Below are 16,618 nucleotides of genomic sequence, written 5' to 3'. Positions count from 1 at the left end.
TTATATTTTATCTCTCAATAATTTTGAGAGATTTTTTATTAATTTATGAACTTCTTTTTTACATTTTTACTTATTAAAGCTAAAAATGTAGTTAAAATAGCTTATTTAATTTATCTAAATTAACTAATTCTTTATTATTTATAATAAATCTTAAAAAGAAAATATTAAAAATATCTCCGCAAAAATAGAGATATCTATTTATAATCATAGGAACTACAAATTCTATAAAAGTGATTAAAAATGTGAAAAATATTTTCATAAAAATCAAAAAAGCAATTTCTAGCTTAGCAATTGGTATTGGAGTGACCGCTGGTGCAGCTCTTGTGTCAGTTGGTGTACTTTTATCGTTGCATAATTATTATCAAGTACCACGTGAGCAAAGTTACTTTTTCACAGAATTACAAAATCAAGTAATTAAAACTCAAAATACCTTAAAAAATCTTTCAGCTGAAGATTTAAAAAATCCAGAAATTGAGAAGCTTTCTAAAGAAGTAGATTACGCTAATCAATCACTTTCAAGTGAAGATTCAAGCATCGCAACAATGCTTCAACAAAGAAACAAACTAAGGCACTGCTTAATGTTGCTAAAGACTCGGACGAAGAAAAGAATCTTATTGAAGAATACTATTCTTTAGTTAAAGATGTTGATTTTCAAAATGATGTTAAAGAAGCAAAAGATAAAGTTTTAAAAGAACTTCATCACAAAACAAACAAGTTGTTTTAAATGCATTTTATCAAGTTATTGACCCACTTATTGAACAACAAAATGACTTTTCATTAGGTCTTGAAACTAAAATTTGAACCAATCATGAGCAGTTGATTAAAAATAGCAAAACACTTTTTAGTACTCAAGAAAAAAGTGTGCTTCTTTCAACTATTGACCAAATTTTAAATTTACTTTCTCAACCACAATATTCTCGTGATGCAGTAGTAAAATATGAAGAAGTTTATGATCAAATGATTGATAAACTTTCAAAGAGCAAAGTTGAAGAAAATCAATTCCTAAATAACTTTTTAGAAAATGTTATTCGGGTTCGGAATGAAGTAGGAATTTTAAACATTGATTCAAAAATAAAAAATAATTTTTTACAAAGAATTGATAATTATAAAGAAACTGCTTTAAATGCTTCGCCTACTTTAGCAATTGATAAAGCTAAAGAAATAACTTATTTGAATGATTTAGTCAATAATGAGCTAAAAACTTTAATTTTACAAATACCCGAAAATAACAAGTTATTGCAAATTCTATCGGAAAATCTGAATAATTTAAAAACATTTTCTAAAGATTTAAATATTCAAAAATTAGTTCAAATGCAAATTGAGAATATTCAAAAAAATTCTAAAGAAACTCAGAGTGATTTATTAAATAGCATCTCTCAATCCACAAATTTATTAACCACAGTTAAAAATATTGAAAGTTTAATTACTGAAATTAAAGATAATATTAGCCGTAATTTGAACTCAAAAAGCTTGAGTTCACTTGATGCTGAACGCTTTTTAGGTCAACTAGATAAAATTGTTGAAACAAATTTTGATAATATCCAAGAATACTTGCAAAAACTAAATACTTTGAACAATAACATTTATGATAATGTTCTTTTAGGAACAGTTTTTAAAAATTCCCTTAAAAAATTAAATCATCAAATTTTAGAAGCTTTAAATAAAAGTCTTTTATCCAGAATGTCTTCTGAAGTATCGTCGCTTTTAAATGATAATGCATCAGTTAAGGAACTAAATGATGCCCTAAGAATTCAAAGTAATAATCTTAGAGAAATAAATCGTTCAGAATTAAAAAATTGATATGAATATTCAAAATCAATTCTTGATGAAAATATTGAAATTGATCAAAAAATAAAAGATAAACTTCAGCTTTTAAATTCCAAAGCGATTTTACTTATTCCACAAAATTCAACTGCAATTAGACAAGAATTGCAATTTTTAATTGAGCAATACCGTGAAGAACATAAAAAAGCTAATGTTAGTGAAGGATTACAAAATACTTTAAAAAAATACGGTGAAACTGAAGAACAATTACTTAATGTTTTTGGAAGCAATGCTCAAAAAGTTATTAACACTCCTTTTGTTTAAAAACTGCTAGAACAAGTCAAAGAACTTAAAAAACAAGCTAAAATTGCTGCACAAAATCCAAACTTAAAAGAACCACAAAAGGAAAATCGTTTTGACGAAATTCAAAAACAACTTGATAATATTACTAAAAATGCTCAAGCATTCAAAAGTCTTCAAGATTCTATTGCTTTAGCAGAAAGTGCAATTGCTTCTTCAAAAGGCAAAAAAGCAGAGCAAGCATTCTTAGATAAAGAAGAATTAAAAATTAAACAAGCTAGAGTTAGTGCTTTAGAATCCTTAAATGATGCTTCAAATAGTACAAACATCCAAGAATTAGTTGATCAGATCAATCAAGCAACTAAAGATTACAAAGATAAACAAGCTGAATATCAAAGCGGACAAGCGTTAGTTGATAATTTTAATCAAATTAACGAAATTTTTGCTCCTTATTCATTAAATGGAGCTCCAACCCAAATGCAAAAGAAAATTTCGGATAAACTTTCTGATTATCAACAACAATTATCAGCTCCAACTTTAACCAATGAACAAAGAGAAGAAATTAATTCTAATATCGCTTTATTAATGGATGCAGTTCTTTCGGCTAAGGATTTAGAAGTTAAAAATAATAATTTAAAAACTTTAGTTAGACAATCATTATTTTCAGCTGTTATTAATAATTTCTGATTTAAAATTCGCTAAAAAATAATTACAATAAAAGACAGAGAATTTTTCTGTCTTTTATTTATTCAAGAAATAAATGATTGATACTTAAGTTTTTAACTTATTAAATATACTGATAAAACATTTTTGAATTTTTTAAAAATATTAAAAATAAAGGATTAATGACTAACGATTTTTTGGGTAAATATTTCAGTGAAAATGCTCGAAAAAGATAAAAATAACAAATTCTTCAAAACATCCACCCATTATAGTAATAAAGATTTAATAAAAATTTTAAAAAATGGAAAATTCCCGTATTTTTCCATTTTTTGATTGTTTTATAGATTTTTTTATTATCTAAGAGTAAAAAAGAAAATTATCAACCTTTTACTAAAAGGAAATATATTATGAGTAAATTAGAACTTAAAGAACTTATTCAAAATTACAAAAAATTAATTTGGAATCTAAAAGTTTACAAAATAAGCTTAGCAAAGATATTTATGATACTATTTGTGCTTTTAACAATCTCATCGGAGACAATTTGGTTTTAGGAGTAAGTGATAATAAAGAAATTTAGAAATAGATGAAAAAATATTAATAAATATAACTATCATTCTACTTAAAAAATAGCAACATTAAAATTGGGAGTTCAAAATCAACAAAAAATAAAATATGAAAATCTTTCGGATTTTATAAAGCAATGTATAAAAGAAAAAATATATCACTCGAAAGAAAATAGCTTTTAAAGCATGGGTAAACGAAAAAACTGTAGAAAGATCGTTTAAGAAAATCCCTAATTTAAATCACGAAGGACGTGGGAACAAGTGTTATTGAAAATTAAAAAAATAATAAAAATTAGAATATTTAATAAAAAGTGCAGTCACTAATGAGAAGATAATATATCTCATATCATCCTAAAAAATATAAGCAAATAAATTTTTTAATTTTTAAAATACTAAAACAATATAAATATAAAACAAAACTTAAAAATTTATGAAAAATTATTACTTATAAGTAATTTTATCGATAATTATTTACCTATTTTTTGTGTATTTTGGATTTTATAAATAAAAAATTTGGAAAAAACGGTAAAAAGGATTTTATTTTAATTTATGCTACAAAAAATTTATAATATATATACTGTGTTAAAAATTAAAAAATTCTTACTTATTTTGAGTTCTATTTTACCAATTGGTTTAATAGGATGTACTTTAAATAACCAATTTGAAAGCGGTGATTCTGGATCAAAAATTGTAGTTGGTGCAAATCCTGCAAATCCTGCAAATCCTGCAAATCCTGCAAATCCTGCAAATCCTGCAAATCCTGCAAATCCTGCAAATCCTGCAAATCCTGCAAATCCTGCAAATCCTGCAAATCCTGCAAATCCTGCAAATCCTGCAAATCCTGCAAATCCTGCAAATCCTGCAAATGATAAAAAGAAAAATACTTTTAACATAACTCCTGAAAATAGTGTTGAAAAACCAAATGAAAAAATCGTTCCTTTTAAACCTGAAAATAAAGACGAAAAAATCGATTCTTCAACTCAAAAAAATAAAGAAAATAAAGTTTCTATAATTTCAAACCAACCAGTTAAATCTATTGATTCTGAAAAACCAAAAAGCGTCAATGTTCCAAAAAAACCAGCAGAAAATAAATCTGCAATGTCTTCAGTAGTTACAACTCCAAAACAACCTGTTTCTGTTGCTTTGCCAAGTACTGAAAAACTAAAAATAACAAATTCAGAACCTAAAACTGACATTAAACCAAAGCAAAAAACAACTAAAATAGATGAAACTAATCAAATTAATAAACCAGACACAAAAAAAGAGCAAGAAAATAAATCTCAAAGCGAAAGTAAACAAGAAGAAATTTTATCTAAATTTCAACCTACAGTTGCAAATAAAGAAACTTTTTTAAAAAGTAATGATGAATATATTCAATCAATTAAGCGTAGAACTTTATCACTTCGATGAATTGTGCAAGAAAAGTCTAACGGACAACAAGGTGTGAAAGTTATTTACAATACAGGAACTATGTGATTGTTGGATTATATGTATGTTAAAAATAGCAAATTTAGATTATATTTTGCAACTAATTTTCATGTAGCATCTAATCTTTTTTCACAAAGAGATTATAAAATTTACCAACAACCTGAAAAACTCAAAAAATTCGATCCGTTATATTATACTTTATCGTGAGCTGGTGATGCTTATGATAAAAGCGATCAAGCAGCTAATTACAATTGAAATAGCGTTAGAGTTAATTTTAATTCGTGAGGAATTAAATTTAGAAACTTTTACTTAGCTCAAGATTTTATGGATACAAAAGCTGTTCCGGCTGCATATGGTTCGTATTTTTCTGATTTTGCTGTCATTGAAATGGAAGTTGATTTAAATTCGTTAAATGATCCATTTAGCTGAGCTGCATTACTTTTACGTAAAAAATTAATTAATGCAATTAATGAAGTTACTAAAAGTGTCCAAAAATTTAAAAATCCCGATAATAAACATCCTTATTTATTGAATGACAAAACTATTCCATATGCTACATTAGATTATGCAACTATAAATAGAATTAATACTGATTCAAAATTTAGTGGACCAAAACAAATTAGTAATTTGGTTAACACATATTTAAAAGATTATCATTATGAACTTGAACCAAAATATTTATATAGTTTTGGGTATCCAGCAGGAAAAAGAGGAACATTAGATATTTTCAACACTGTTACAGCTTCTGAAAAGAACTCTATAGGTCCAAGCGAAGGAACTGTCCCACTTAGTTTTGGTTTACTTGATAGTTTTAACTTAAGACCTTTTGATAAAGATTCGCATTATTTCAACAATAAAGTAGCAATGAAATTTTATGGACTTATGAATAGTTTTGATTTAGAAAATGGACCCCTTCCAGGTTCAAGTGGATCATTAATTGTCAATGAACAAGCTCTTCCAGTAGGATTATTGCTAGGGCATTTGAATGTTGATGATAATTATATTGATCAAAATGGTCAAAGAAAAGAAGTTACTCGCACATTATTTCAGCCTTTTAGTCAAAACATTCCGATTTATTCAAATTTAACTAATACTGTTATTGAACCATATAATTTAATCGATCACACTTCAAGCGATCTATATAAACATCAAAAAATTTCATACCGTTCGCGGTTAGAAGATGTATATGGAAAAGATGTAAAAACAGCTATTTTTGGTGGAAATTTAGTTGCTTTTTGATAATTAAAAAATAATAAAAACTTAATTTTTAAATTAAGTTTTTAGTTCTTTTTAAGTTTAATTCTAAAAATGCTTTAAAATTTCTAATTTTCTCATTTTTAGCTAATATAAAAACTTTTTATTTTGTTTAATTTAAATTAAAAAACATTAATTTATAATACTAAAAATATCATTAATAATTTTATAGAAGGAACAATTTATGGAAACTAAAAAAAACAGACACTCAATTATTTTAATTAACGGAAAACGTCGTAGTGGAAAAGGGCTTTTATCAAAAGCAATTAAAGAATTGGCAGAAAAAAAAGACTATAAAGATAACGTCTATATTTTATCTTTTGCTCAAGCAATTAAGAAAATTACCGAATCAATTTTAGTCGAATTAAAATGAGATGGAGAAAACAAAGAAATTGTTCGTCCATTGTGAATTGCTATGGGTGAAGTTGGTAGAAATATTGACAATAATATTTGATGTTCAAGGGTAATGGAAAAAATCAAAGAAATTATTAAAAAAGTTAATAAAGAAGGAAAAAATTCACTCTTTTTAATTGATGATTTACGCTTTCCCAATGAACTTGATTTTTTCAAGGGTTCCCTTCCAGAACTCCAAGAAATAGCTGGCCCAAATGCTAAAGTTTCAGTTAATGCAATTCGAATTCAAAAGTTTTTTGATGCAACAAAATTTGTTGTTGGAGTTGATGACAACTCAACTGAAACTAGTTTTGATAAAATTGTTAATTTATGTTTTGATCACATTATTCCAGAAAATATTTTAATTGATCAGCATTGAACTGCAAATTTCGAAAAAGTAAATATGTACGCAAAAATTATTTATGACAATTACTTAGGTAGATAAAAATGGTAAAACGAAAATTTTATAATAATATTCACTATGTAGTAGATGAAGAAAATAAAGTAGTAAGGTTAAATCCGGATTTTCATTCGGATTTACTTAGTTTTGATAAATATAAAGGATTTAAAAAAATTGGTGGAAGTACCATTGGAGATGTATTGTTAACTGGTGGATTTAAATCACAATTTTCTGCTTTTTGTCATATTTCTCGACTAAAACTTCCGGTCCTTTCCAAAAAATATGTAAATGCTGGAACTATTTTAGAGCCACGAGTTTTTGAAGCGTTTCGTGCCGCTTATCCAAATGAAGAAATTTTAAATTATGAAGCTTCTAAATATAATTACAACTTTTTTGAAGGAAAAAACGATTATATTATTGGAGTTCCTGATGGATATTTACCAAGTAAAAATTGTGTTTTAGAAATTAAGACTGCTGGAGAATCAAAAATTGATAAATGAGAAAAAGAAGTTGACCCTTCTTATCGTAAGCAAGCACAATTATATGGGTATTTAATGCAAGCGGATTTTTATAAAATTATCGCTTTATTTTTAAAAGAGCAAGAAGGTGATTATTTACACCCAGAATTAGTTGATTTAAAAAAACGTAAAATCAAAGCTTTTGATTTTAAGGTTAATTACCAAGAAGCTGAGGATGACATTTTAAAAGTTAAAAATTGATTTTTGTATTATACTCAAAGCGGAGTATCGCCACAATATAATTTATCAATTGACGCTGACCAAATTGAATATTTAAAATGTTCAACCCCCCAAGAATGAGAACAATTGCTTCAACATTGAATAGAGGTCGGAAAAGCTGATCCTGATTGTGAAGCTTAGAAGCGAAATTTTCGCTTTTTTTTTTTTTTTTTAGGACCTAATTGATTATAATTTTTCTAATTTATGACACCAAAACAATTAATTTCAACCTGATGAAGTACTCAAGGATTTTTTGTAGAAGTACTGGCTTCGTTTTTATTAGTTTTTCTTGTTTTGTTGTTTATGTTTATCGCTAAGGCGTTTAAAATTAAATGAAAAAATATGTTTCTTTCACTTGCTTTTACATTAGCTACTTTTGTAATGTATATCCAAGTATGAGCATCAGCTAAGTATGCTTTTAATAATTCGCCTTCTCCAATTGGAAACCCTATTTTTGTGTTAATGATTTCGATATTACAAGGTCATAGTAAAGCACAAGGATTAGTTAGAGGATATTCATTTACTTGACAATACAAGGGAATTGCATATTTAATATTTGGAGAGTTTTTCGGTTTTCTTTTGGCAATAACGTGCTTTTTAGTCTTGTTAAATCCGATGAAAAAATACTTAAGCAAAATTAACCCTCATTTAGAGAATGTTAAATCAATTAAACTCATTGATATTTTCAAAAAAGAGGACTGCACTTTAATAGGATATTCAGTTAAAGAGACTATCTTTTTATTTGTTTTTTGTACTCTTTTAGGATATGTTTTTTATATTCAAAAACCACAATATGGTGCTACTAATTTTGATGCAGTTCTTGCTTTAAGTATAGTAGTGTTTGTTTTACTTGCAATTTCAAGTTATTTTGGTTTTTTTGCTTTTAATATTTTCATTGATTTATTTGTTAGTGGGGTTAATTTTTTCAGCGAAACATCTATTTTTAACTCAAAAACAAAAGAAGCTTCAGAAGATTGAACTTTGCTAAAAGAATCCAAATTTAAACAAAAAATTAACTTAATTTATATATATCAAATGCTTATTTCAAGCTCAATTACAATTATTGCACCAATTGTAATTAGTTTTATTAGCATTGGAATTTATCAATTATCTGGGGGAGATGGTTTAAACTTTTAACTTATGAAAAAGACCAAAATTTTTAAAAAATTTATTTTACCCACTTCTGTATTAAGTGGGCTTTCAACAACTTTTATTTTAGCATCATGTCAAAGTAATGTTCAAGTAACTTCAGCTGATGTTGAAAAATTTATTCAAAATAATTACTCAATTGGGCTTAATGCTCAAGCAAAAAGTGCTTTTGATGTAACTGAAAACGATTTACAAGTTACCAATAGCACCAAAGAGAAAAATTTATCTTTTAAAGTCACTTTGCTCAATAATATTCAATCGCTAGCTCATGGCGGAGTTAATGGAATGACATTTCAACAAATTTTAACTAAAATGCTTGCTGGAGAAGTGCTTGTTAAAGTTGATGCAACTTTTAAAAATTATCAAAATAATGTTACTTTTAGTCAATATCAGTTTGTTCCAGGTGCACTATCATATGAAAATGCACTTACAAAAATTAGTGATACATTACCAATGGAAGAACCTAAATTAAATGTTTCAATTCTTCCGCTTACAAAAAACTTATCAAATCTAAATCACAACTTAGTTCAGACTAAGTATGATTTTTCATCAGTGAACTTAAAAGTAGACGATCATACTAAATGAATAATTGAGGAAAATAATATTTTAACAGGAGTTGTTAAATTACAATTAGTAAGATATTTCTCAGAAAATTCAAAAGATTATCTCTTTAAAAAATTAAATAAACAAATCACTTTACATCTTGAAAAATATTTGCCAGATTTAGACTTACTTCTTAATTCTCCGAATTGAAAAACTTCATTAAATGTTGATTTAAGTAAAATTAATCGCTTTAAAGATACTGATTTATCTACTTTAAATCCATCACAATTAACTTTAGAGGAATTTAAATCAGCTTTATCATTAAATGATTTGATCAATGTACAAACCAATGAAATAGTTCAGCTTCCTGATTTTTACAAAAAAACAGCTATTACTAACGTTGAATTTGTTAATGTAAATGATTTAAACGGAACAATTGAAGCTCAAGTTAAATTAAATCTTCCTTTCTTAGAAAATTCTCTTTACGTTTCAAAAGAAGGAGTTGTTAAATATGTTCCACAAACTTTAACTGCAAAAATTGTAGCTGGTGGTTTTAAAAATAATATAACCAAAGAACAAAAACCAACCAAACCAACATCAATATTTAAAGATTCAAAAAATGTAACTAATGAAATTTCTTCAAGTAATATGCTTGATATGATGCAAGATAAGCTTAATTTAACTTCTTCGTCAAAATTCTTTATTTTTCCTAAAGATGTAGATGTAACTCAAATAAAAACTCGGGATTTCCTTCAGAACAATTATATTGGTCAATACGTAAATTTTAATAAACAAAACTTAAAAAATCTTTTAAAGAATCAATTTCCAAATGCAAATAATTTAATTAAAAATCTTGATTTTGAAATTAGATATCATGATATACATCAAAATATTGATAATCCAAACCAAATTATTCTTCCTATTGATGTAAAACATTACGTTAATCCAGAAAAATTTCTATATGAATATAGAACTATCAATTTTGTCATTGATAATTTAGGTTCTAATACTTTTATTCCAAAATTTATTAAATTAACTAAAGATTTAGATAATTTAATGGAATTAATCAAGCAAAATAAAGTTGTAATTGAAAGTAGTAACTCATTACAAGTAGCTAGTGTATTACAAGACTATTCACTTGAAGAATTATCAGTAGAACAATTAAATAAACTTTTCAAAGTAAAAATTTCCTCAGCAGTTGCGGATGCGATTAACAAGTTATGAGATGATAACCATATTGTTGCTAAAATTTTTGTAGATAAAGTAAATTTTGACGGACCTCTTAATAATACTAAGCTTTCAATAAGAGTTGCTCTTTCGGATAATTCAGATGAAGTAGATAAACTTATAAAAGCTGCACAAAAAGAAAAACCTGATTTTGTTCCTACAAAAACACAACTTCTTAAATCCTTAAATAATTTTTCACAAATTAATCTTGGAAAAAATTTCAATGTAAACTTTAATTATCAAAATACTCCTTTAGAAACATTTTTACGCAATGCTCAACTTGCTTCACTTGTGCAAGTTAACATTAAAAATGCCACTGTCGCAAATTATAATTTTGAAAAAATGAAAATTGATGATTTTACTTTCTATAAACCAATTCAACTTCAAGCATTACAACTAGTAGGTTTTAAAGTTGTTAATGCTAAAAATGTGGACTTTACTTTTAAAGCAATTGATTCAGTTAATCAAAAAGAATACACTTTTATAAAACACTTTGGGCTTGGAAGATATGCAAATGTCTTTGAAAAAAGTTTTACTGAATCTAATGAAAACACTTTTAACTTTATTACCGGGCCACTTACTAAAGAAAATCTTTCAAGAGTAAATGCTTCAATTTTTAACCTTTATGGAACTGATATTTTAAGTGGTGGATACGATGAACTTAGAGGTTTTTATGCCGATTCTCCAGTGTATCCGTATCAAATTCACCTTGGAGAAGATTATTTAGCTCCTAAAAAAACTCCAATTATAGCTCCTTATGATGGAGAAATCTTAGGAATTGTATATCATCGAAATGCTGACAAAACTAAAGACACCGCTGAAGGAATAGGAACTACTTTACAAATGAGAGTTAAAGTAGAAGATTTACATTTAACTCCAAAAGATAAAGAATTATATTTTAAAGATTCTGAATATGCTTATATTGGAATAATTCACCTTGATCAAGAATTTACTTTTAAAAATCAAGCTTTAGGAATTTCTTCAGCAGAATTACAGCAAAGCAAAGGAAAAAATACAACAATTGATACCTATGCAACTGTACTTGATCACGAAACTAACCAACAAGTTCCAATTACTCCCGAACATCCACTTAAAGTTAAAAAAGGACAAATTATCGCTTATGTTGGTGATACCCATGAAAATGGAGGATGAATGACTCATGCTCACTTTGCTTTAGTTGCTTCAGGAACTAAAAGTTGAAATGCTAATGGTTTTTGAAAAACAAAATCTGATTATTACGGAGCAAGATTAAAATCATACAATCCTGCTGATCCAGCAAAACATAATTGAGGCGGAATTAGAGTTAATGGAGTGTTTTTCAGTCAGAGTGATTTTAGTCGTCAAGCTAATCCTGTTTCTCCAAAAATTGATAAAAAAACCGGAAAATTAGTCCAACCTAAAGCAAACGGAGTGGGAAATTATTCATTTCCTATATTGCCAATTACTGATCGTGAAATGATATGAGGTCTTAGAAATCCAAATATCTTATTTAAGGTTCGTACCAAAGAAACTTATACTTTCGATATTAATGCTTTGTTTAAACTTCAACAACAAAATAAGTAGTGATAACAAGGATATATTTGAATTAAAATTCAAAAAAAAGCATTTTAAAATGCTTTTTTTGTAAAAAATTAACTTTTTACTTTGAAAAAATCTTTTTTTACATATAATTAAATATGAAAAAACAAACAAATAACCTTTTGTTTAAGGGGCAACCTTTAGGTTTTATGCAAAACATTAGAGGAGCTTTTAACATGAGTAATTAATCTAGCAGGCATGCGTAAATTAGTGAAAGGGTATAAAAGCCGAAACACAATAAAGTGGCAGCTTTATGTGTTGGTAGAAAAACATAAAAGATTTCTACTCTTTGGGAAACCATTGGCGCTAAATATTTGTAAAAGATTTTGTTAAATAATTGTTTAACAAGGATTTTTTGCAACATTTACCGCTTGCAAAAATCCTTGTTTTTTCACATTTTAAGGTGTTATATGAAAATAAAACAATATAGTAAATATGAAGATGTTCCACAACAATATCGCTTTGATTTAGAAGATATTTTGGGCGGATTAACCATCGAAGATTTAATTAATCAATATGAACATTTATACAATCAGCGAATTGCAGTTAAAGATTCTAAATATAATTCATTACAAGATTATTTAGCTGATTTAAAGCTTTCAGAACAATTAAGCGGACTTACTTTCAAAATTCATAATTATATTTCTAACCACATTTCAACAAATGTAGTTGATCCACGCTTTAAAAAACTTGATGAAGATTTTGCTTTTTTAAATGAAGGGTTAAGTGAACGATTTGGAAGTGAAACAAATCGATTTTATGCCAATATTGACAAAATGAAGCTTTGAAAAGAAGATCCAGCACTAAAAGAATATAAGCATTCAATAGAAAATTTAATTTTAGATTTTGAACATAAACTTTCAGATGAAGTGGAAGAATTTATTCAAAAAGAAAGTTTTGGAAAACCTTCACTTTATTCAATTTTTTCAATTTTAACTAATAGTGAATTTGATTATGGAACTATTAAAGATTCTAAAGGGAAAGTTCATAAATTAAATCCGACTAATCGAATTGAATTTTTAAAATCTAGCGATGGTTCACTTCGTAAAGGGGCGTATAAAAACTATATTAAAGCATACTTAAAGCACAAAGAATCGCTTTCTTCACTTTTATATCAACACTTTAAAAGTATTACTGTTGAAGCTAAACTTAGAAATTTCAAAAGTGCAACTGAAATGCTTACTTATGGCGATAAAGTAAGTGATGAGATTTTGCAACGCTTATATGCAGAAGTTTCGCATAAAAAAGCAATTTTTTATAAATTTAAAAGTGCTCGCAGTAAGTTTTACCAACGTAAATTTAAGCAACAATATCATCCTTGAGATTCACGTCGAGAATTAGTGAAAGTTAAAAGTGCTTACAGCGTTGAAGAAGCCAAAGATCTTGTTTTAAAAGCACTGCAACCTTTTGGTGAAGAATACATAAACCAAATTACTAAAGCTTTAAACGAAAACTGAATTGACTTTATGCCAGTAAATTCAAAACGTTCAGGGGCTTATTCAATTGGTTCTTCATATGGGATTGCTAAAAAATACATTTTAATGAACTTTAAAGGTGATTTAGATAGTGTTGAAACTTTAGCGCACGAATTAGGGCATTCGTTGCACTCATATTTTTCTGACACTTATCAAAGTATTGCTAATAGTGAATATCCAATTTTTCTTGCTGAAATTGCTTCCATTTTTAATGAATTGATGCTTTTTGATTATTTATTAACTAACTCAACTAACGATAAATTAAAATTCCAAATTTTAGAAAACACAATTAATGGATTTATGGCGACTGTACTGCGTCAAGTAGAATGATCCAATTATGAATATAACTTATACAAAGCAATTGAAAATGGTCAAGCATCCTCAAGTTTTGATAGTTTAAGTAAATTGTATTTTGAAAACACTAAAAAATATACTTTATCAAAAAATTTAAAATACTCTCAAGAAAATACCTTTGGAAGTATTTATGTTCCACATTTTTATTATGATTTTTACGTGTATAAATACGCTATTGGACAACTTGTTGCAAATTATTTCTTTGCTCAATACAAACAAGAAGGTCCAAGTGCATTGCAAAATTATATTAAAAACTTCCTCAGTGCTGGAGGAAGCGATGATCCGCTAAAAATTCTTGCTCAAGTAGGGGTTAATTTAGAACAAAGTAATTTTTATGAACTTGGATTTAATTATGTGGAAAATCTTATTAATCAATATATTAACTTAGGAAATAAACTTTTTAAAAAATAATTTACTTTTAAAAAAGCATTCATTAGAATGCTTTTTTTGCGAAAGGGGTCGCATGTTAAAAATGATAATAAAAATATCAGAAGATAAAAAGTAAAAAACATTGGCGGATGATGGGGGATTCGAACCCCCGCGGGCTGTAAAGCCCCTGCTAGTTTTCGAGACTAGTCCCTTCAGCCAGACTTGGGTAATCATCCATTTGAATATAAATATATTTTACCATTATTAATATTTTTTGTTGTAAATACGCAAAAGAAAACCAATAATTTTAAGTATATATAAAATCTCAAATTCTTTGAAGTTATTTTTAAATGCTATCAGGTAGATCTTGATATTCATATTGTTTTGGGTTTTTAAAATACAACAAAGTCGTTTCATATGAGTTTAAATCTAATCGAAAATATTTTCGTAATTTATGCTCAGAATTACGTTCTAAAAATAAATCAAGATCATCTTGAAGTTCATATGTTTTATCTTTTGATGCTCCATATTCTAAGTAATCAAATCAGGTTAAATCTATAATTTTTCATCGCCCATCAACAAAAACTTCATTTCAAGCATGATATCCACTTGGAACTACTGCCGTTGAATTTCCAAAGTATGCCCCACCTAAGATTCGCACCGGAATATTTAAAATGGTTAGAGCTGCTGCTAAATTCATAACATATCCAACACATTGAATTTCAGGGTCATTGGTAAAAATTTGCGTTGGATTATAAAACCCATATCCATTGTAATTGTATTGTGTTCAATTAGGAGCATGCAAATATAAAGAATTAGTCGCAATATAGTAAGAGATAGCTTTAATTTTGGTTTTGGTGTCTCATTTTTTGTTGATAATATTTGGTAAGATTTCTTTTCATTTGTTAAATCATCTTTGATATTCTGGGATTGGATTAAACCAGGGATCCTTAGATAATTTTTTAGCTTCCTGAATAGTTATTGGAGTTGTTTTGTGATAATAAATTTTATCTGCAGTTAATTTATTATCTTGGATTTGAGTATGTTTTGGAGTAACCAAATCTTCGTTAAAAGTTCGATAAAGAGCTTCTGAAAACAAATTTGGTTGTTGAAACAGTAAGTTATCGTAAATATTTTTGTATTCAAAAACATAATTATAAGTTTTAACATCAGCATATTTTTGATATTTATTAAATTTTTCAAAATCAAAGTTTTTAATTGAACTGCTTTTTCAATATTTATATTGCTTATTATCTATTGTTACAGCACCTTTTCCTTGGGATTTGTTAATTGCAAACTGCTGTTGCAAACTTAATTTATTAATATTATCTAACACTTCATTTATTTTATATTTGGTTTTTTCAATTTTGATTCTGTTTTTAGGCTCTAAAGTATCTTTATAATTGACTTTTTGAGGATGTTGAGAATTAATTAATCAAAAATTAGAATATTTATCTGAAGCAAAGCGGATTTGTCTTTGGATATAGTCGCTGATTATTTTGTTGTCCTTAAATTGTGGATTAATTTGTAAAGACTTAATATTTTTGTCTTCAATTTTATTAATTTGTTCATCTTTATTTATAAAGATTCAATTTCAACGCTTATAATATTTTAATCAATTATGAATGTATTTATTGTTTATCTTAACTTGCTGAAAATTTCCGCTGTAATATTTGTTGGGACTCAAAGAAAATTTGTTATTTTTATCAATTCCTCATTGTAAAATAACATTTTTATTGTAATTATTTTGGTAGTGATATAACAATTTTTTAAGTCTTTCAAGCGGTTGAAAATAATAAGGATGTTCTTCGTATAGATTGATTTGTTCTTTTAATTTCTCGATATAAAAATCTTTTAATAATTTTTTTAATTTATCTGTAATATTTAACCCTTCATTTCATTTTTTCACATTAATTAGCATTTCATTAAGCTTATTAATTCATTTTTGTTTCTCTTGATTTGATCAAAATAACTCATTAATGTTTAAAAAAATTTCTTTTCAAGCATCAAAATTACCAAAGAAAATATTGTAATTTAAATTAAATATTTTTAAATATTTATTTTCTGTTTTTGAGTCATCAATTTTACTAATTAAATTGTTTAAATATGTTAAAAATTCCTTTGAAACTGGCAAATCTTGACTTTCTAAAATAATTTTTTTAAATTTAGATTTAATAGCTTGTAAATTCTTTTTCTGTTCTGAGTTTAATAGTTTTTCTGATGTTTTATTTTTGATATTATTTTCTTTTATTTCTGATTTTGGTGGATTTGTGTTTTTAGGCAATTTAGAAAAAGCCAGATTATTTTTTGGATCAAAAACAACTTTTGAATTGTCTTTTTTAACAAAAATAAGCAACAAAATAATCGATGATGCTAAAGTTCCTACACCGATTAAAATTAACATCGCTCTAATTTTTTTCG

The 16,618-nt window shown here is 26.6% G+C and carries 11 protein-coding genes, 1 tRNA gene and 1 riboswitch; of the genes, 9 read left to right on the top strand and 3 right to left on the bottom strand.

Annotated elements, in window-relative coordinates:
- The first annotated feature begins 242 nt into the window (after positions 1–242).
- Together EXC58_RS00890 and EXC58_RS00885 are read left to right on the top strand one after the other, a co-directional pair.
- Positions 243–635: a restriction endonuclease subunit S domain-containing protein gene (locus tag EXC58_RS00890; RefSeq protein WP_129725188.1), complete on the top strand. Its 393-nt coding sequence runs from the start codon at positions 243–245 to the stop codon at positions 633–635.
- A gap of 181 nt (positions 636–816) precedes the next feature.
- On the top strand, positions 817–2,088 hold the full coding sequence (locus EXC58_RS00885; RefSeq protein WP_129725187.1) for a hypothetical protein: 1,272 nt from the start codon (positions 817–819) through the stop codon (positions 2,086–2,088).
- On the opposite strand, the gene EXC58_RS00880 is transcribed toward EXC58_RS00885, so the two are convergent.
- Positions 2,085–2,393 (bottom strand): hypothetical protein, encoded by a 309-nt coding sequence (locus EXC58_RS00880; protein ID WP_129725186.1) that lies wholly within the window; start codon positions 2,391–2,393, stop codon positions 2,085–2,087. The genes EXC58_RS00885 and EXC58_RS00880 overlap by 4 nt on opposite strands.
- A gap of 148 nt (positions 2,394–2,541) precedes the next feature.
- Between EXC58_RS00880 and EXC58_RS00875 the strand changes: the two genes are divergently transcribed.
- From EXC58_RS00875 to pepF, 7 genes are all read left to right on the top strand, one after another.
- Positions 2,542–2,766 (top strand): hypothetical protein, encoded by a 225-nt coding sequence (locus tag EXC58_RS00875; protein ID WP_129725185.1) that lies wholly within the window; start codon positions 2,542–2,544, stop codon positions 2,764–2,766.
- Positions 2,767–3,839: 1,073 nt separating this feature from the next.
- Complete coding sequence (locus EXC58_RS00870) at positions 3,840–5,960, top strand: MIP family Ig-specific serine endopeptidase (RefSeq protein WP_129725184.1); 2,121 nt, start codon at positions 3,840–3,842, stop codon at positions 5,958–5,960.
- 196 nt (positions 5,961–6,156) lie between these two features.
- A complete protein-coding gene (locus EXC58_RS00865; protein WP_129725183.1) occupies positions 6,157–6,810 on the top strand; it encodes a hypothetical protein in 654 nt (217 codons plus the stop codon).
- 2 nt (positions 6,811–6,812) lie between these two features.
- Positions 6,813–7,643 (top strand): MAGa7180 family putative nuclease, encoded by an 831-nt coding sequence (locus EXC58_RS00860; protein WP_197723777.1) that lies wholly within the window; start codon positions 6,813–6,815, stop codon positions 7,641–7,643.
- A gap of 63 nt (positions 7,644–7,706) precedes the next feature.
- Positions 7,707–8,639, top strand: coding sequence for an MAG4940 family membrane protein (locus EXC58_RS00855; RefSeq protein WP_129725181.1), 933 nt, complete (start codon positions 7,707–7,709; stop codon positions 8,637–8,639).
- Positions 8,640–8,642: 3 nt separating this feature from the next.
- Positions 8,643–11,984: an MSC_0775 family lipoprotein gene (locus EXC58_RS00850; protein WP_129725180.1), complete on the top strand. Its 3,342-nt coding sequence runs from the start codon at positions 8,643–8,645 to the stop codon at positions 11,982–11,984.
- Positions 11,985–12,151: 167 nt separating this feature from the next.
- Positions 12,152–12,316, top strand: a riboswitch (Lysine riboswitch).
- A 93-nt stretch (positions 12,317–12,409) separates the two neighbouring features.
- On the top strand, positions 12,410–14,239 hold the full coding sequence (gene pepF, locus EXC58_RS00845; protein WP_129725179.1) for an oligoendopeptidase F: 1,830 nt from the start codon (positions 12,410–12,412) through the stop codon (positions 14,237–14,239).
- 101 nt (positions 14,240–14,340) lie between these two features.
- Here pepF and EXC58_RS00840 read toward each other — a convergent pair.
- Positions 14,341–14,433: transfer RNA gene (locus EXC58_RS00840), tRNA-Ser, on the bottom strand.
- Between the two features lie 110 nt (positions 14,434–14,543).
- On the bottom strand, positions 14,544–16,601 hold the full coding sequence (locus EXC58_RS00835) for a transglutaminase-like domain-containing protein (protein ID WP_129725178.1): 2,058 nt from the start codon (positions 16,599–16,601) through the stop codon (positions 14,544–14,546).
- Positions 16,602–16,618 lie beyond the last annotated feature (17 nt).

The sequence above is a fragment of the Mycoplasmopsis citelli genome, from assembly GCF_900660645.1.
Classification (GTDB): Bacteria; Bacillota_I; Bacilli_A; order Mycoplasmatales; family Metamycoplasmataceae; genus Mycoplasmopsis; species Mycoplasmopsis citelli.
The sequence above is the reverse complement of the archived record's forward strand: the minus strand, read 5'-3'. Positions and strand labels throughout refer to the sequence as shown.